Source organism: Pelomonas nitida (genome assembly GCF_043555975.1).
Lineage (GTDB): Bacteria > Pseudomonadota > Gammaproteobacteria > Burkholderiales > Burkholderiaceae_C > Pelomonas > Pelomonas nitida.
This window is the reverse complement of record NZ_JBIGIA010000016.1, coordinates 1-17,162: the sequence shown is the minus strand read 5'-3', so window position 1 is coordinate 17,162 and position 17,162 is coordinate 1. Positions and strand designations below refer to the sequence as shown.

Sequence of the window (17,162 nt, the reverse complement as noted above, 5' to 3'; positions counted from 1 at the left end):
CTCGCTGCCCCCCGAGGGGGCTCAGCCTCCTTTGGGGCGGCCCGGCAGGAGGCTGCATGAACCTGTCGCGCATCTTCATCGAGCGGCCCATCGGCACGGCGCTGATCACCTGCGGCATCGCGCTGGCCGGGGCGATTGCCTACCTGCTGCTGCCCATCGCGCCGCTGCCACAGGTGGAATTCCCGACCATCTCGGTCAGTGCATCGCTGCCCGGCGCCAGCCCCGACACCATGGCCGCCACGGTGGCCACGCCGCTGGAGCGCACGCTGGGCAGCATTGCCGGCGTGACCGAGATCACGTCGTCGTCGTCGCTGGGCAGCACGCGCATCACGCTGCAGTTCGACATGGGGCGCGACATCGACAGCGCGGCTCGCGACGTGCAGGCCGGCATCAATGCGTCGCGCTCGCTGCTGCCCAGCGGCATGCCTAGCAACCCGACCTATCGCAAGGTCAACCCGGCCGATGCGCCCATCATGATCGTGTCGCTGACGTCCGACACGCTGACGCGCGGCCAGATGTACGACGCCGCCAGCACGGTGCTGGCGCAGCGGCTGGCGCAGGTGGACGGCGTCGGCCAGGTGACGGTGGGCGGCGGCGCGCTGCCGGCCGTGCGCATCGAGCTGGACCCGAACAAGCTGGCCTCGCAGGGCATCTCGCTGGAGCAGGTGAGGGCGGCCGTCGTCGCGACCAACGCCAACCGGCCCAAGGGCTTGCTGGAGACCGACGAGCGCCACTGGCAGATCGCCGCCAACGACCAGGCCCGCCTGGCCCGCGATTACGCGCCGCTGGTGCTGAGCTACAAGAGCGGCGCCGCCGTGCATCTGCGTGACGTGGCGACGCTGGAAGACAGCGTGCAGGACCTGCGCAACGACGGCCTGGCCGACGGCAAGTCCGCCGTCATGCTGATCCTGAGCAAGGCGCCGGGCGCCAACATCATCAAGACGGTCGACACGGTGCGCGCGCTGCTGCCGCAACTGCGCGCATCGATCTCGCCGGCCATCGACGTCAACGTCGTCATGGACCGCACGTCCACCATCCGCGGCAGCATCACCGAGGTGCAGCGCACGCTGGCGATCTCGTTCGGCCTGGTCATCGTCGTGGTGTTCGTCTTCCTGCGCCGCCTGCGTGCCGCGCTGCTGCCGGCGGTGGCGGTGCCGGTGTCGCTGGCGGGCACGGCCGGCGTCATGTACCTGCTGGGCTACAGCGTCGACAACCTGTCGTTGATGGCCATGACCGTGGCCACCGGCTTCGTCGTGGACGACGCCATCGTCGTGCTGGAGAACATCTCCCGCCACATCGAACGCGGCGAGACGCCGCTGCAGGCGGCGCTCAAGGGCGCGCGGGAGATCGGCTTCACGGTCGTCTCCATCTCGCTGAGCCTGATCGCCGTCTTCATTCCCATCCTGGCGATGGGCGGCATCGTCGGCCGGCTGTTCCGCGAGTTCGCCGTGGTGCTGTCGGTGGCCATCCTGGTGTCCATGGTGGTGTCGCTGACGACCACGCCGATGATGGCCGCCACGCTGCTCAAGCCGCGCGAGGCCGAGCGCGGGGCCGCCGGCCTCGGTGGGCGGCTGGCCGGCGTGCAGCGCGCGCTGATGCGCGGCTACCGGCGCACGCTGCGCTGGACGCTGCGCCACCAGCCGCTGGCGCTGCTGGCGCTGGCGGGCGTCGTGGCGTTGAACGTCCACCTCTACATGACCATCCAGAAGGGCTTCTTCCCGCAGCAGGACACCGGCCTGATGATGGGCGGCGTGCAGGCCGATCAGGCCAGCAGCTTCCAGTCCATGCAAGGCAAGTTGCGGGTCTTCCACGACATCGTCCGCGCCGACCCCGCCGTGGCCCACGTGACCGGCTTCACCGGCGGTGGTCAGCGCAACAGCGCCAACATGTTCATCAGCCTGAAGCCGCAGGACGAGCGCAAGGAAAGCGTGGACGCCGTCATCAACCGGCTGCGCGGCAAGCTGGCGCGCGTGCCGGGCGCCAACATGTTCCTCGCGCCGGTGCAGGACATCCGCATCGGTGGCCGGCAGTCCAACGCGTCGTATCAGTACACGCTGCAGGCCGACGACCTGGAAGACCTGCGCACCTGGGAGCCGAAGATCCGCCGCGCGCTGACCGAGGTGCCCGAGATCACCGACGTCAACACCGACCAGCAGGACAAGGGCTCGCAGACCTCGCTCATCGTCGACCGCGACGCGCTGGCGCGGCTGGGCCTGACGATGAACGGGCTGGACAGCACGCTCAACGACGCCTTCGGCCAGCGCCAGGTGGGCGTGATCTACAACCCGCTGAACCAGTACCGCGTCGTCATGGAGCTGGCGCCCGAGTGGCTGCAGAGCCCGCAGACGCTGGACCGGCTGATGCTGACGAACAGCGGCGGCCAGCAGGTGCCGCTGTCCAGCATCGCGCGCGTGGCCACCACCAGCACGCCGCTGGCAGTCAACCACCAGAGCGGCACGCCGGCCAGCACGATCAGCTTCAACCTGGCGGAGGGCGTGGCGATGTCCGACGCAGTGGCCGCGATCAACGACGCCGTCGCCCGCAGCGGCGCGCCGGTGTCGGTGCGCGGCAGCTTCCAGGGCACGGCGCAGGCCTTCCAGGCGTCGCTCAAGTCCCAGCCGCTGCTCATCCTCGCGGCCATCGTGACGATCTACCTCGTGCTGGGCATGCTCTACGAGAGCCTGATCCACCCGATCACCATCCTGTCGACGCTGCCGTCCGCCGGTGTGGGCGCGCTGTTGGCGCTGATGCTGTTCAAGACCGAGTTCACGATCATTGCGCTGATCGGCGTGATCCTGCTGATCGGCATCGTCAAGAAGAACGCCATCATGATGCTGGACTTCGCCATCTCGGCCCAGGACGGGGCCGCCGCGCGCGGCCGGCGCCTGTCGCCCGGCGCGGCCATCTACCGCGCCGCACTGCTGCGGCTGCGGTCCATCCTGATGACGACGGTGGCGGCGGTCTTCGGCGCCGTGCCGCTGGCGCTGGGCCACGGTGAAGGTGCCGAGCTGCGCGTGCCGCTGGGCATTTCCATCGTCGGCGGCCTGCTGCTGAGCCAGCTGCTGACCCTCTACACCACGCCCGTCGTGTTCTGCTGCATGGACCGGCTCAGCCGCAAGAAGCGCACCGCCGGGCAGCTCCACGCCTCCGCCGTTCCGGCCACGACCTGATGCTCATGCCCAAGACCGCCCTCACGCCGTTAATGCTGGCCCTGCTGCTGGCCGGCTGTGCCGTGACCTCGCAGCGCCCGCCCGCCGACAGCCCACCGCCGGCCGCCTTCCAGGGCTCGACGCAGTGGCAACGCGTGGCGCCCGACGCCGCCGTGCCCGAAGCCTGGTGGACGCTGTTCCACGACCCCGTGCTGGACGGTCTGCAGGCCGACCTCATCGTCGGCAACCAGAACCTCGCCGCGTCGCTGGCCCAGGCGCAGTCGGCGCGCGCAGTGCTACAGGCCAGCCGTTCGGCCATCTTCCCGACGCTGTCGCTGGGCGCCGGCACGACGCGGTCCGCCACGGCCGAGAATAGCAATGGCCAGCGCAGCGTCTCGAACAGCAACTCGCTGACCGCCAACGCCGCCTGGGAAGTCGACCTGTGGGGCCGGCTGGCCGAGGGCGTCAAGGCGGCCGGTGCCAGCTACCAGGCCAGCCAGGCCGACCTCGCCGCGCTGCGCCTGTCGGCCCAGGCCACGCTGACGCAGAACTATCTCGCGCTGCGCACGGCCGAGGCCCAGCAGGCGCTGCTCGTGCGCACCGAGGCGACCAACCAGAAGGTGCTGGACCTGACGCAGGCGCGTTTCGCCAGCGGCGTGGTCGCGCAGAGCGATGTGTTGCAGGCGCGCACGCAGCTGCGCAGCGTGCAGTCCCAGCTCGCCGACTCGCGGGCCACCCGGGCACAGCTGGAACATGCCATCGCGGTGCAGCTGGGCAAGCTGCCGGGGCAGTTCCAGCTCGCGGCCGGTATCGCGCTGCCCGAGCTGCCGCCGGTGCCGGCGCTGCTGCCGTCGACCCTGCTGGCCCAGCGGCCTGACATCGCCGCCGCGCGCGCCCGCCAGGTGGCGGCCTATGCGCAGATCGGCATTGCCGATGCGGCCTTTTTCCCCAGCGTGGATCTGTCGGCCAGCGCCGGCTACCGGGGCGAGTCGTGGTCCAAGCTCGTGTCCGCGCCCAACCTGGTGTGGAGCCTGGGCGCGGCCGTCGCGCAGCCGCTGTTCGACGGCGGGCAGCGCCGGCTGGCGTCGGCGCAGGCGCGCGCGTCGGCCGATGTGGCGACTGCCAACTACCGCCAGGCCGTGCTGACGGCCTTCCAGGAGGTCGAGGACAACCTCGTCGAGTTCGCCGAGTCCGGTGCGTCGCTGGCCTTGCAGCGCGACGCGCTGGAGGCCGCCCAGCGCAACCTCGACATCGTGCTGGCCCAGTACCGCGCCGGCACCGTCAGCTACCTGAACGTCGGCACGGCCCAGACCGCGCTGCTGTCGGCCGAGTCCAGCCTGCTCAGCGCACGCAACCGCCAGCTCGTGGCGGCCGGGGTGTTGCTTAAAAACCTAGGGGGGCGCCTGCCCCTGGAAGGTAACAGTCCCTAATTGCGCCTTGCGCTGGAACCCCGTTCGGCGCGGGAGGCTGTCTCTTCCGGTGGATGTATCTGCACGCAGGGCTTGCGGCTGGACACAAGTCGGATACCTGCGCGGTACATGACCAGCTCAAGCTGCGGTCCGCAGGCGAGGGCCGTGGGGCCCTGCCATTGCGAGGAGCAGAAGAGATGAGACGAATTGGTTCTGTGCTGGCCGCATCGTTGGCCAGCGTCTGGCTTGCATCGTGCGGTGGTGGGTCGGGAACGGCCGCCACCACCACGACCACCCCCACCGCCAGCACCGGCGTGGGCAAGCTGTCGGCGTCGTCCGGCGAGATCACGGCCTTCGGCAGTGTCTTCGTCAACGGGCGCGAGTTCTCGACGAAGAATGCCAAGGTGCTGGACAACGACACCGGCGCCGTCGTCACCGACGAATCGATGCTGGAAGTCGGCATGAGCGTGGACGTGAAGCCCATGTCCGCCACCGCCATGGACGCGTCCGCGCCACTGGCCGACGAGATCCGCCTGCACCCGCTGGCGCGCGGCCATGTCGATGCGACCGACACGACGGCCAGCACGATGACCGTGATGGGCCAGACGGTGCAGCTCACCTCGGCCACCAACTTCTCCGACCGGCGCGCCTGCCTGACAGCCGCCACGCCCACCTGCACGGCCGTGGCCGGCTTGTCGGACCTGACGGCCACGTCGAGCGCCACCAGCGCCGGCAGCTATGTCACCGTGCATGGCTTCCTGTTCTCGTCCGGCACCGGCGCGGCCAACATCGTCGCGTCGCTGGTGTCTGTCGGCGATGTGCCGGCCTCGACCGGCCGCGGCGCTGCCGCGTTCAAGGTGGAGGGCTCGGTGGTGTCCGTCAGCGCCAGCAGCCTCGTCATCGGCGGGCTGACCGTGGACCTGAGCAAGGCCACCTGCAGCGGCGACAGCGGCACGGCCGCCTGCGCCTCGGCATTCAGCGCGGGCCAGGTCGTCTCGGTGTTCGGCGCGACGGCACCGGCACTGCCGGCCACCAGCTTCGCCGCCGGTACGGCCGCCCTGCGCAGCAAGCTGCCCGTGCAGACCGCCGGTGAGACCATCGAGCTGCAGGGTCGGGTGTCCAGCGCCAGCGGCACCGGCTTCGTGCTGCGCGGCGTCAACATCGACGGTGCGGCCCTGGCGTCGGCCAGCCTGCCCGTCGTCGGCGACGACATCCGCGTGACCGGCACCGTGGCCAGCAACGGCACCAGCGTGACCGCCAGTGCCGTCAAGCTGCTGCATGCCGCCGTCAGCCGCACCGTGTCGATCGAGGGCGACTTCACCGCCATCGCGGCTGGCGCCACGGCCGACACCTTCGTCGTCACCGTGCTGGGCCAGAGTATCAACATCGACGCCAACACGCGCCTGGCCGACCGCTCCACCCGCAAGGCCCCGCGCTCGGGCAGCCAGGCCTTCAACATCAGCACCTTCCAGACGGTGCTGGAGGCGTCCACGAGCAAGCACCTGGTCGTCAACGCGACGGCCGACAACGCCGGCAAGCTGACGGCGGTGGCACTGCAGATCGCGCCGGCCTCCACGGCGGCATCGGTGCAGGGCGTGGTGGACGCGACGCCGGCGCCGGTGAACGGCAGCAGCGCGACGATGCCCACGACCTTCGCCGTCCACGGCCTGAGCGTGTCGGCCGACCCGGCGACCTTCGCCAGCCCGCGCGGCTGGCGCATGCGCGGCCAGGCCACGACGGTGGCGGCCGGCGACCTGGTCGTCGCCCGTGGCACGTGGACCAACGGCGTGCTCGTCGTCGCCGTGCCCACCGGCGCCACCGGGCCGTCGTTCGGCAACTACGTCACCGATCTCGGCGCACCGCGCACGCGTGACCACGCCAACTTCTGAGGCCGTAACTTTCCAGCGGTCTGAGGGCTCCTTCGGGAGCCCTTTTTGCATCCGGCGCTGTGCCCACAGCAGGGCCCTGTCCGTCAAATGCGGGCCGGCAAGACCTTCGGAATCGCCAAGGGCATTGCGTGCCGGCGCAACGCGGGGCACTAGAGTCGCGCTCCCTCGTTTCCAGTGCGGCCATGCCTCCTCTTGCTTCAGATGACGTGCAGATCACGTCCGATCAATCCCTTGACCGTCACGCGCTGGAAGCCTTGCTCGCCCAAGCCGCGCCGCGCCTGCGCTTCGAGCGCTGCGTGTTCGACGGCGAGGACCTCAGCCGCCTGGGGCTGCGAGGCGCAGAGTTCGTCGGCTGCAGCTTCATCGCCACGCAGCTCGACCGCGCCCTGCTGGGCGGTACGCGCTGGCAGCGCTGCCGCTGTGCGGGCGCGAGCTTCGACTACGCCGACCTCGCCGATGCTCACTTCGACCATGGCGATCTGAACAACACCAGCTGGTGCCGCGCCAAGCTCGCGGGCGTGGTGTTCAATGAAGTCAAGCTGACCGGCGCGCGCTTCACCGAGGCGCGAACACTGGGCATGAGCCTGCACGCGTCCTTGCTGGTCAGCGCGGACCTGCGCGGCCTGTCGTTTCGCAAGCAGAAGCTGCAGGGGTTGAACTTCTCGTCGGCCGACCTGTCGGGCTGCGACTTCACGGACGCGGTTCTCGACGAGTGCGACCTCTCGAACGCCAGCCTGAAGCACGCGAAGTTCGCCGGCGCCGACCTGCGCCGCGCGCGCCTGGGCGCGCTGCAGGTGGGCGACCTTCTGCAGCACTTCAAGGGCGCCACCATCTCCGTCGACCAGGCCGCCGGCCTCGTTGCCGCACTGGGGGTGAACGTCGTCTGATGACGACGTGCATCAACCCGGGCAGACAACGAAAAAGGGCTCCCTCGCGGGAGCCCTTCGTCTTGGCGGGAAGCCAGGCAGGAATTACTTCTTGCCCTTCTTGCCCTTCTTGTCGTCGGCGGCCGGAGCGGCGGCGACGATGATTTCTTCAGCCACGGGAGCCACCGGCGTCGCGACGACAGGGTTCGGCTTGCCGTGCGTGACGACCTTGATGCCCGCAGGGATCTTGATGTCGTTGACGTGCAGCGAGTGACCAGCGGTCAGGCCGGACAGGTCCACCTCGATGAACTCGGGCAGTTGCTGGGCCAGGCAGGTGATTTCCAGCTCGGTGATGACGTGGTTGACCGTGTTCTTGTCGGTCTTGACGGCCACGGAGTTCTCTTCGCCGACGAAGTGCAGGGGCACCTTCTTCGTGATCTTGGTCGTGCCGTCCACGCGCTGGAAGTCGATGTGGTTGACTTGCGGCTTGTAGGGGTGCATCTGGAAGTCACGCAGCAGGACCTGCGTCACGGTGCCGTTCAGCTCCATGTCCAGCAGGGAGCTGTGGAAGGCTTCCTTCTTCAGGGCGTGGTACAGCGCGTTGTGATCGAGTTCGATCAGTGCGGGCTCACCAGCGCCATAAACAATGCCGGGCACCTTGCCGGCGACTCGCAGGCGGCGGCTCGCTCCGGTCCCCTGCAGCTTGCGCTCAAAAGCGACGAACTTCATGGTTTATCTCCAAAAGAGAAACGGCGCCCGCGACCAGGCGCCGTGAGTAAAAACGGCCCCTGACGGGGCCGCAGCGAATTCCGATCAGAAGTTGTTGTTCTGCTCGGAGAAGAGGGACGTGACCGACTCGCCATCGGAAATGCGGCGGATGGTCTCGGCAAACAGGAAGGCCACCGACAGCTGGCGGATGTTCTTGCATGCCTTGGCGGCATCGGTCAGCGGAATGGTGTTGGTGATGACGACCTCGTCCAGCTGCGAGCCGGAGATGCGCTCGATGGCCGGGCCCGACAGGATGGGGTGGGTGCAGTAGGCGTAGACGCTCTTGGCGCCGCGCGCCTTCAGCACCTCGGCGGCCTTCACCAGCGTGCCGGCGGTGTCGATCATGTCGTCCATGATCACGCAGTTGCGGCCTTCGATGTCGCCGATGACGTGCATCACTTCGGAGACGTTGGCGGCCGGGCGGCGCTTGTCGATGATGGCCAGGTCGCAACCCAGCTGCTTGGCCAGCGCGCGGGCGCGCACCACGCCGCCCACGTCGGGGGAGACGACCACCAGATCCTGGTAGTTGCGGCTCTTCAGGTCCGACAGCAGCACCGGCGACGCGTAGATGTTGTCGACGGGAATGTCGAAGAAGCCCTGGATCTGGTCGGCGTGCAGGTCCATGGTCAGCACGCGCTCGACGCCCACGGTCTCCAGCAGGTTGGCCACGACCTTGGCCGAGATGGGCACGCGGGTGGAGCGCGGACGGCGGTCCTGGCGGGCGTAGCCGAAATAGGGAATCACGGCGGTGATGCGGCGTGCGCTGGCGCGCTTGAGTGCATCCACCATGATGAGCAGTTCCATCAGGTTCTCGTTCGTCGGCGCGCAAGTGGGCTGCACGACGAAGACGTCACGGGCGCGGACGTTCTGCTGGATCTCGACGGTGACCTCGCCATCCGAGAAACGGCCGACCACGGCCTTGCCCAGCTCGAGGCCGAGATGGGTCGCAATTTCTTGGGAGAGAACCGGGTTCGCGTTGCCGGTGAAGAGAACCGTATTGAGCAGCACTGGGAGCCTCTGAGTCAGTGGCCCGCTGAAGCAGAGCCGGTTCAGCGAAATACAGAAATCTGGCAGGGGAGGAAGGACTCGAACCCTCGCATGTCGGAATCAAAATCCGATGCCTTAACCAACTTGGCGACTCCCCTACACAGGACCCGGCCGAGCGGCCGAACCCTTGAAACTTCTTCAGTCAGCCCAGCCCGCGAGCGGGTGTTGAGCCAAGCTGCGGCAGATTCGACCTGTCCACCCTTCAGGCAGAGCCTGAAGCAATGTCGCCAGGGACTGGTCGTCCTTGCCTTCATTTCCATTTTCGAGCAGTGAGAACACCGCAGCACCTGAACCCGTCATCCGGGCGTTGCCGAATTGCTTCGACATCAGATCCAGCGCCATTCGCACATCACTGCTGATCGCTTCTGCGGCGGGCTGAAGGTCGTTGCGACCCATGCCTTTCGCGATTCGTTCTGCAGCTATTTCTGAAGCAGGAAAGCCAGCTACTATAGCCAGCTTTTCGGACCTTGCCAACAGTTCGCTCGAAAAAATTTCTTTGGTGGCCAATCCGCCGGGTCCCTTGAGCACCGCGAAGCGCTGCGGTGGCAGCGTGACGGGGTGCAGGATCTCGCCGATGCCCTCGACAAAAGCGGGGCGGCCGCCCAGGAAGAACGGCACGTCGGCGCCGAGCTTGAGGCCAAGCGCCAGCAGGCGGCTCATCGGCAGGCCGCAGCCCCAGAGCCGGTTCAGCGCGAGCAGCGTGGTGGCGGCGTCTGACGAGCCGCCCCCCATGCCGGCGCCGGCCGGCAGGCGTTTCTCGAGGTGGATGTCGGCGCCGAGCGTGCAGCCGGTCTCGGTCTGCAGCAGACGCGCGGCGCGCAGGCAGAGGTCGTCGGCGGGCAGGTCGCCACCGAGCACGTCGTGGCGTATCAGGCGGCCGTCGGTGCGCACCTCGATGTGCAGCGTGTCTGCCCAGTCGATGAGCACGAACACCGACTCCAGCAGGTGGTAGCCGTCCGGCCGCTTGCCGACGATGTGCAGGAAGAGGTTCAGTTTGGCCGGTGCGGCCAGGTCATGGAGTGCCTTCATCGCTCCCTTCCAGCTTGGCACGCAGGGTCACGACGGGGGCGGCAAGCCGCTTGGCGACGAGCACGGGCAGGCGCGGCTCGATGCGCCAGCCCAGCTGCTCGAAGCCCTTGTCCGTCGCCTGATGTGGCGCGGCAGGCCAGGGCCGGGCCTTGAGCCAGTCGAACAGTGCCGACACGGGCACGGGCTCACCCAGCATCTCGCGGGTCAGCGCGTCGAGGTCGTCGAAGCGCCGTTCGCCGTCGGGTGTCTGCAGCGCGACGACGCTGGGGCTCCAGCTGGCGCGCGCCACCAGCGAGCCCAGCGGTGAGGTCAGCTCCAGCCGGCCTGCCGCGGGGCTGCCGTACAGCTCGAAGCTGGCCGCGCCGCCGGTGCCGCGGTTGTGCATGTCGCCCGCGATGCTGACGCTGATGCGGCCGCTCAGGTGGGCTTCGTCGCTGGCGACGGCGGGGGCCTTCTGCAGTTGCGCGCAACCTGCCAGGGCCAGCAGCAGGCTCGCGGTGACCAGCAACCTCAAGGCTTCACCTTCAGGCGGGCCAGCGTGTCGCGCAGGGCTTCGTTGGTCGGGTCGCGTTGCGCCGCCTCGGCCAGCACGCGGCGGGCTTCGTCCTGTGCGCCGCTGGCCCACAGCACTTCGCCCAGGTGCGCGGCGATTTCTGCGTCGGGACGGGCGCTGTAGGCCTGACGCAGCAACTTGGTGGCTTCCGGCAGGCGGCCGAGGCGGAACTCCACCCAGCCCAGGCTGTCGACGATGAAGGGCTCGCCGGGCGCGAGCTTGAGCGCGCGCTCGATGAGCTCCTTGGCCTCGGGCAGCCGGACGTTCCGATCGGCGAACGAGTAGCCCAGCGCGTTGTAGGCGTGGTGGTGGTTGGGCTTGAGCTCGACGACCTTGCGCAGCTGCGCCTCCATCTCGTCGAAGCGGCTGAGCTTCTCGCTCATCATGGCCTGTTCGTAGAGCAGGTCGGTGTCGTCGGGGAAGCGTTCGAGCGCGCCCTTCAGCACGCTGGCGGAGCCGGCGAAGTCGCGGTTGTCGCGCAGCAGCTGAGACTCGGCGAGCAGCGCGGCGCGTGCGTCCGCCGCGCTGGCGTCGGCGGCGGGCTTCAGCAGCTTGCGGCCCTCCGCCAGCTTGCCCTGGCGGGCCAGCAGCGTGGCGCGGCGAAAGCGCAGATCCAGCCCGTCGCCCTCCACCTTCTGCAGCGCGGCTTCGGCGGCCTTCAGGTCGCCGCCTTGCTCAGCCACCTGCGACAGCAGCAGCCAGGCGCTCTGGCGGCCGTCGGCGCGCGCGGCGATCTCGGCATCGGTGCCAGCGGCGGGCGTGTCCAGCCGCTTGAGGCTTTCACGCAGCGCAGCCTCGGCGGCGGGCAGGTGCTTGAGCTCCAGCTCGATGGCACCCAGCGCCAGCCAGGCCGCGGGGTTGTCGGGCGTGGTCTGTGTCAGCTGCTGGAATTCACGCTGAGCGTCGGCGGTGCGCTGGGCCTTGATGAGCGAGCGGCCGTAGGCCTGGCGCAGCGCGGGCTGGTCGGGCTTTTGCTGCAGCCGCGCGGTGATGAGGGCTTCGGCGTCGGGCTCGGTTGGCAGCAGGTCCAGCGCGAGTTGCATCGCGTCGTCGCCGTCCGGCATGGCCTGGTCGAGTTCGCGTGTGAGCGTCAGCGCGCGGGCGCTGTCGCCGGCGGCAAGGGTCAGCCGCGCTTCGCTGTAGAGCGCCGCGGGCTTGAGCGGGCCGGTCTGGGCCTGCAGCACCGGCTTGAGCGCGGCGAGCACGGCCTTGGGGTCGGGGGCGCGCTGGAACAGGCGCGGCAGCGCGGCAATGAGGTTGGGGCGTTCGGGCGCTGGCGACAGGCGCAGCAGTGCCGTCAGCGCCGGTGGCACCTCGGCGGGCTTGTTCAGCAACGCGAGCAACTGCACGATGGTCTGCTGCGGGTCGGCCGACTTCGGCGCCGCATCGGCCCAGGCACGCGCGGCCATCAGCGCCTGGTCACCGGCGCGGGCCTGCAGCGCGATGTTGACGACGCGCTTGAACAACTCCTCGTCGCCGGTGCGGCGTGCGGCGTCCAGCAGCACCTGGAAGGCGACACCGGGCTGGCCGCTGTTGAGTTCGAGCTCGCCGATCAGCAGTTGGTAGAAAAGCGGCGCGTCCATCGCCGAATTCGCGATCGGCGTGGCGGGGGCTTCCTGGGCCTGGGCTTGCAGGCCCAGCAGCAGGGCGGCGGCCCAGGCGACGCGACGGACAGGGGACAACGGCATTCGAGAGACTCCGGAAGCAGGCGCTGATTATGATTTCCGTCCCATGCCCGAGTTGCCAGAAGTCGAAGTCACACGCCGCAGCTTTGCGGCCGCCATCCAGGGGGCACGGGTGACCGGCCTGCGCCTGGGCAAACCGCTGCGTTGGCCGTTAGGGGTGGACCCCGAAGTTCTGCTCGGCAGCCAGGTCGGCAGCGTGCAAAGAAGGGGTAAATATTTGTGGCTTCCGCTGGAGAACAGCGGTGGGCTGCTGATGCACCTGGGCATGTCGGGGTCGCTGGCCTTCCTGGACGCCACGCCCGCGCCCGGCGCGCATGACCATTTCGACCTGCACACCGATCGTGGCTTGCTGCGGCTGACCGACCCGCGGCGCTTCGGCGCCGTCGTCTGGGCGGAGGCGCTGGACGCCGACCCCGTGGCGACGCTGCTGGGTGGGCTGGGGCTGGAGCCGTTCGACGAGCGCTTCGACGGCGCCCATCTGCACGCGGCGCTCAGCGGCCGGCGCGTGGCCATCAAGCAGGCGCTGCTGGCGGGCGACATCGTCGTCGGCGCCGGCAACATCTACGCCTGCGAGTCGCTGTTCATGGCGGGCATCGACCCGCGGCTGCCCGCCGGCAAGCTCAGCCGCCCGCGGGCAGACCGGCTCGCGGCGGCGGTGCGCCAGGTGATCGGCCAGGCGCTGGAAGCCGGCGGCACGACGCTGCGCGACTTTCGCGATGCGCACGGCGTGGCCGGCAGCTTCCAGATGCAGGCTCAGGTGTATGGGCGCGAGGGCGAGCCCTGCCGGCGTTGCGGCACGGCCATCCGCCGCATCGTGCAGGGCCAGCGCTCCACATTCTTCTGCCCGTCATGCCAGAAGCGTTGATCGCCGATTTCGGCAAGACGGTGGTCGCCTGGCAGCGCCGCCACGGCCGCAACACGCTGCCGTGGCAGAACACGCGCGATCCCTATCGTGTGTGGTTGTCGGAGGTCATGCTGCAGCAGACGCAGGTCACGACGGTGCTGGGCTATTACGAGCGCTTCCTGGCGCGCTGGCCCCGCGTCACGGACCTGGCCGCCGCGTCGCTGGACGAGGTGCTGGCCCAGTGGGCGGGCCTGGGCTACTACAGCCGGGCGCGCAACCTGCACGCCTGCGCTCGCGCCGTTGCGGAGCTGCATGGGGGCGAGTTCCCGCGCAGCGCCGCCGGGCTGCAGACGCTGCCGGGCATCGGCCGCTCGACGGCAGCCGCCATCGCGGCCTTCTGCTTCGGCGAGCGCGTGGCCATCCTGGACGGCAACGTCAAGCGCGTGCTGTCCCGGGTGCTCGCCTACGAGAGCGATCTCGCCAGCAGCGCGGCAGAGAAAAAGCTCTGGGATCACGCGACCGCGTTGCTGCCCGAGCGCGACGTGGACCGCTACACGCAGGGGCTGATGGACCTGGGTGCGACCGTCTGCAGCGCGCGCTCGCCGGACTGCCTGCTTTGCCCCGTGCAGCCGCTGTGCCGCGCGCAGCAGGCGGGCGACCCGACGCGCTTTCCCGTCAAGACCAAGAAGCTCAAGCGCGGCCGCCGCGAGAACTGGTGGTTGTGGGTGGAGCATCAGGGCCGGGTCTTGCTCCAGCAGCGGCCGGCCACCGGCGTGTGGGCGGGGCTGTGGACGCTGCCGATGTTCGACGACGAGGCCGGCGCCCGTGCCGCGCTGCCCGCCGGTGCCGAGCCGCAGGTGTTGCCGCGCATCCAGCATGCGCTGACGCATTTCGACTGGGTGCTGCACACGCTGCGCATCGAATCGCCGGGGGCGGCGCCCGACGGTGACTGGGTCGCCCGCGAGAAACTCGCCGCCTACGCGCTGCCGGCGCCGCTGAAAAAACTGATCGAGGAAAGCTGAATGCGAAGCGACATCAAGAGTGGCGTCGAGTACGCGGTGATCACGCTGCTGGTGGCGGGCTTGTGCCTGTGGCAGCTCATCAGCGGCGCCAACGAGCCGGACCCGCCGGCGGCCAAGATCGCCGTCATGGGCCTGGGCCTGCTGGTGGCCGGCGCCATGCACTGCGTGTTCATGCTGCAGCTGGTGCGGCGCACGGGCCGCGCGTTCGTGCCGTGGTTCATCGCGGTCGTCGTGCTGATGCCGCTGGGCACGGCGGTGCTGCTGGCCCTGCTGCTCAGCGAGTCCGATACACCGTCAGAAAACTGACAACGGCGGGCGCTGCCCGCATTGCCTGTGTAGAGCGAAAAAGGCACAGTCCCCCGACATAACGAGAGGGGACAGCTGTGGACTTCCTGAAGAACCTGCGTGTGGGCGCCCGGCTGGGCGTGGCTTTCGTGGTGGTGCTGGGCCTGACGCTGGCCATGGCCGGTGTCGGCGCCTTGCTGGCGGCGGCCATTAACGAGCATGCCGAGTACTACCCGCAGAACGTGCTGCCGTCGCTGCGCATCATTCATCAGGTCGAGAGCCTGGGCGCCAGCGGCCGCCGGCTGGAACAGCAGAACATGCTGACCATCGGCGACAACGAGAAGAAGGCGCTCGCGGCCGAGGCCGGCAAGGCGCGCCAGGAGTTGCGCCAGCGGCTGAAGGACTACGAGGCTCTGGTCTCTGACGATCAGGACCGGGGCTTGATGAAGAAGGTGTCCGACGATGCGGAGGCCTACTTTGCGCTGCAGGACAAGGTGCTGGCGGCCTCCGACGAAGGCGACATCGACACCGCGCGCAAGCTCAGCGCCGAGGCGGGCCGCACGGTCTTTCGCGCGCTGCGCGAGAGCACGACGGCCTGGTGGGCCTACAACGAGAAGCTTGCCGACGCGGCCACGCAGGCGGCGTCGGCGGCATACCGCCGTGTGCTGTGGACCTTCGCGCTCGCGTCGCTGGTGGCCGTTGCCATCGGCGCGGTGGCGGCTGTCGTCATCACGCGCTCCATCACCGTGCCCGTGCGGCGGGCTTCCGAAGCGATCCAGGCGGTGGCTGCCGGCGACCTCACCCAGCGCCTGACCAGCGCCGGCCGCGACGAACTCGGCCAGCTGCTGACGACGCTGGACCAGATGACGCAGAACCTCGGGCGCATGGTGGCCGGCGTGCGCAGCGGCTGCGAGCAGCTCAACGTGGCGGCCGCCGAGATCGCCCAGGGCAATGCCGACCTGTCCGCGCGTACGGAGAGCCAGGCGTCCAGCCTCGAGCAGACGGCGGCCTCGGTGGAGCAGATGGCTGCGCAGATCAAGGCCAACGCCGACAACGCCCGCCAGGCCGATCAACTCGCCAATCGCGCGTCCGAAGTGGCCCAGGCCGGCGGCACGGCGGTGGGCGAGGTGGTGACGACGATGGACGCGATCTCGGGCTCCAGCCGCAAGATCGCCGACATCATCGGCACCATCGATGGCATCGCGTTCCAGACCAACATCCTCGCGTTGAATGCTGCCGTCGAGGCGGCCCGCGCCGGAGAGCAGGGCCGGGGCTTCGCCGTCGTGGCCGGCGAGGTGCGGTTGCTGGCCCAGCGCAGCGCGGAGGCCGCGAAGGAGATCAAGCTGCTCATCGGCGACAGCGTCACCAAGGTCGAGAGCGGCAGCACGCAGGTGCTGTCGGCACGCGAGACCATCGGCCAGATGGTCAACGAGGTGCGCCGCGTGACGGACCTGGTCGGGGAGATCACCGTGTCCAGCCGCGAGCAGAGCGAGGGCGTGGGCCAGATCAATGCTGCCGTCAGCCAGCTGGACCAGGCTACGCAGCAGAACGCCGCGCTGGTGGAGCAGACGGCCGCCGCCGCCGAAAGCATGCGCACGCAGACCTCGCGGCTCGTGGAGGCGGTGTCAGCGTTCCGTGTGGACGCCGCAGCCCCGGCCCCGGCGGCCGCGGCGCCGCGCCCGGTGGTGCGCCATGCGCCGGCCGTGAAGGTGCCGGCTTCGCCCAAGCCGGCCAGCAGGCCCATGGCGCCCCGGCCAGCCGCCGCGCCACGGCCGGCGCTGGCTGAAGCCGCCTCAGCACCGGCACCCAAGGCCGCAGCGCCCGCGCCCAGCGGCGCCGAGGGTGACTGGGAGACTTTCTAGAACACGCCGGTTGGCCGGCAGCGCTACACGTTGCCGTCGAACAGCGCCGCGAGCCGCCGCACGGCGGCAGCCGAATGCTCGTGATCGGGCCGCAGGTCGGCGTTGCCGAAGTCATGCTCGCCCATGGCGGCCACGAGCAGGCCGTCGCGGCGGGGCAGGGCCAGCACGTTCCTGCCGCGATAGATCACCGCATAGTCCACCGCCGGTTGCGGCACCAGCCGGGCCGTCTGCCCGCGGATGGGCGTGAGGCTGTCGTCGCCCAGCAGGGTGCGCGCGCCGATGCCGGTGCAGTTGACGATGACGCGCTCCGGCAGCGCGGCGAAGTCGCGCGGCGTGCGCAGGTCGCGCAGGATCAGCTCGCCGCGGTCGCGCGCGAAGTCGTCCAGCAGCAAGCGCTGGTAGGCCGGGATGTTGAAGACGAGCTGCGTGAAGCGGCGTGCCTGCACATGGCGGAAGGGGTGCTCCGCGGCCGCCAGCGGCCTGCTGCGTGGGCGCAGGTCGGCGATGCGCTCGGCCAGGTCGGGGTAGTCGGGCTCGCCGGCGGGCCCCGGCAGCGGCGCTTGCGAGTCGTCGTCGGTCACGGCATAGCCGTCGTGCCATTCGACGGGGCCGGACGGCAGGCTTAGGAGGCTGTCGGGCTTTGGGCCTGGAGCGCGTTGTGCCTGCAAGGGGGCTCAGCCGAGGCGCAAAGCGGAGCTGGACTCGATGTCCAGCGAGCATTTGCAACGACGGATCAGCCCCCTTGCAGGCACAA

The 17,162-nt window shown here is 69.5% G+C and carries 14 protein-coding genes and 1 tRNA gene; 8 read left to right on the top strand and 7 right to left on the bottom strand.

Annotated elements, in window-relative coordinates:
* Window positions 1-56 precede the first annotated feature (56 nt).
* The 4 genes from ACG00X_RS18620 (at window position 57) to ACG00X_RS18605 (ending at window position 7,334) form a co-directional block, all read left to right on the top strand.
* Complete coding sequence (locus ACG00X_RS18620) at window positions 57-3,170, top strand: multidrug efflux RND transporter permease subunit (RefSeq protein ID WP_394490246.1); 3,114 nt, start codon at window positions 57-59, stop codon at window positions 3,168-3,170.
* Between the two features lie 5 nt (window positions 3,171-3,175).
* On the top strand, window positions 3,176-4,579 hold the full coding sequence (locus ACG00X_RS18615; protein WP_394490244.1) for an efflux transporter outer membrane subunit: 1,404 nt from the start codon (window positions 3,176-3,178) through the stop codon (window positions 4,577-4,579).
* 176 nt (window positions 4,580-4,755) lie between these two features.
* A complete protein-coding gene (locus ACG00X_RS18610) occupies window positions 4,756-6,447 on the top strand; it encodes a DUF5666 domain-containing protein (protein WP_394490242.1) in 1,692 nt (563 codons plus the stop codon).
* Between the two features lie 182 nt (window positions 6,448-6,629).
* Window positions 6,630-7,334 (top strand): pentapeptide repeat-containing protein, encoded by a 705-nt coding sequence (locus tag ACG00X_RS18605; protein ID WP_394490240.1) that lies wholly within the window; start codon window positions 6,630-6,632, stop codon window positions 7,332-7,334.
* Between the two features lie 84 nt (window positions 7,335-7,418).
* Here ACG00X_RS18605 and ACG00X_RS18600 read toward each other — a convergent pair whose 3' ends face one another.
* The 6 genes from ACG00X_RS18600 to ACG00X_RS18575 form a co-directional block, all read right to left on the bottom strand.
* Window positions 7,419-8,042, bottom strand: coding sequence for a 50S ribosomal protein L25/general stress protein Ctc (locus ACG00X_RS18600; RefSeq protein WP_394490238.1), 624 nt, complete (start codon window positions 8,040-8,042; stop codon window positions 7,419-7,421).
* Window positions 8,043-8,126: 84 nt separating this feature from the next.
* Window positions 8,127-9,089, bottom strand: coding sequence for a ribose-phosphate pyrophosphokinase (locus ACG00X_RS18595; RefSeq protein WP_394490236.1), 963 nt, complete (start codon window positions 9,087-9,089; stop codon window positions 8,127-8,129).
* Window positions 9,090-9,149: 60 nt separating this feature from the next.
* Window positions 9,150-9,226 (bottom strand) — tRNA-Gln (locus ACG00X_RS18590).
* 40 nt (window positions 9,227-9,266) lie between these two features.
* Complete coding sequence (gene ispE / locus ACG00X_RS18585; RefSeq protein WP_394490234.1) at window positions 9,267-10,157, bottom strand: 4-(cytidine 5'-diphospho)-2-C-methyl-D-erythritol kinase; 891 nt, start codon at window positions 10,155-10,157, stop codon at window positions 9,267-9,269.
* Window positions 10,141-10,671 carry a lipoprotein insertase outer membrane protein LolB gene (locus tag ACG00X_RS18580; protein ID WP_394490232.1) on the bottom strand — a complete coding sequence of 177 codons (531 nt, stop codon included), beginning with the start codon at window positions 10,669-10,671 and terminating at the stop codon, window positions 10,141-10,143. Before ACG00X_RS18580 ends, ispE begins: the two co-directional genes overlap by 17 nt.
* Window positions 10,668-12,398, bottom strand: a complete 1,731-nt coding sequence (locus tag ACG00X_RS18575; RefSeq protein ID WP_394490230.1) for a tetratricopeptide repeat protein — start codon at window positions 12,396-12,398, stop codon at window positions 10,668-10,670. Before ACG00X_RS18575 ends, ACG00X_RS18580 begins: the two co-directional genes overlap by 4 nt.
* A 43-nt stretch (window positions 12,399-12,441) precedes the next feature.
* On the opposite strand from ACG00X_RS18575, the gene mutM reads away from it, so the two are divergent.
* The 4 genes from mutM (at window position 12,442) to ACG00X_RS18555 (ending at window position 16,408) form a co-directional block, all read left to right on the top strand.
* Window positions 12,442-13,260: a bifunctional DNA-formamidopyrimidine glycosylase/DNA-(apurinic or apyrimidinic site) lyase gene (gene mutM, locus ACG00X_RS18570; protein ID WP_394490228.1), complete on the top strand. Its 819-nt coding sequence runs from the start codon at window positions 12,442-12,444 to the stop codon at window positions 13,258-13,260.
* Window positions 13,245-14,261, top strand: a complete 1,017-nt coding sequence (mutY, locus tag ACG00X_RS18565) for an A/G-specific adenine glycosylase (RefSeq protein ID WP_394490226.1) — start codon at window positions 13,245-13,247, stop codon at window positions 14,259-14,261. The genes mutM and mutY overlap by 16 nt, the downstream gene beginning before the upstream one ends.
* Complete coding sequence (locus tag ACG00X_RS18560; RefSeq protein WP_394490224.1) at window positions 14,262-14,567, top strand: hypothetical protein; 306 nt, start codon at window positions 14,262-14,264, stop codon at window positions 14,565-14,567. It abuts the gene before it with no gap.
* Window positions 14,568-14,644: 77 nt separating this feature from the next.
* Window positions 14,645-16,408, top strand: a complete 1,764-nt coding sequence (locus ACG00X_RS18555; RefSeq protein WP_394490222.1) for a methyl-accepting chemotaxis protein — start codon at window positions 14,645-14,647, stop codon at window positions 16,406-16,408.
* Window positions 16,409-16,431: 23 nt separating this feature from the next.
* Here ACG00X_RS18555 and ACG00X_RS18550 read toward each other — a convergent pair whose 3' ends face one another.
* Complete coding sequence (locus tag ACG00X_RS18550; RefSeq protein WP_394490220.1) at window positions 16,432-16,989, bottom strand: FAD-dependent oxidoreductase; 558 nt, start codon at window positions 16,987-16,989, stop codon at window positions 16,432-16,434.
* Between the last annotated feature and the right edge of the window lie 173 nt (window positions 16,990-17,162).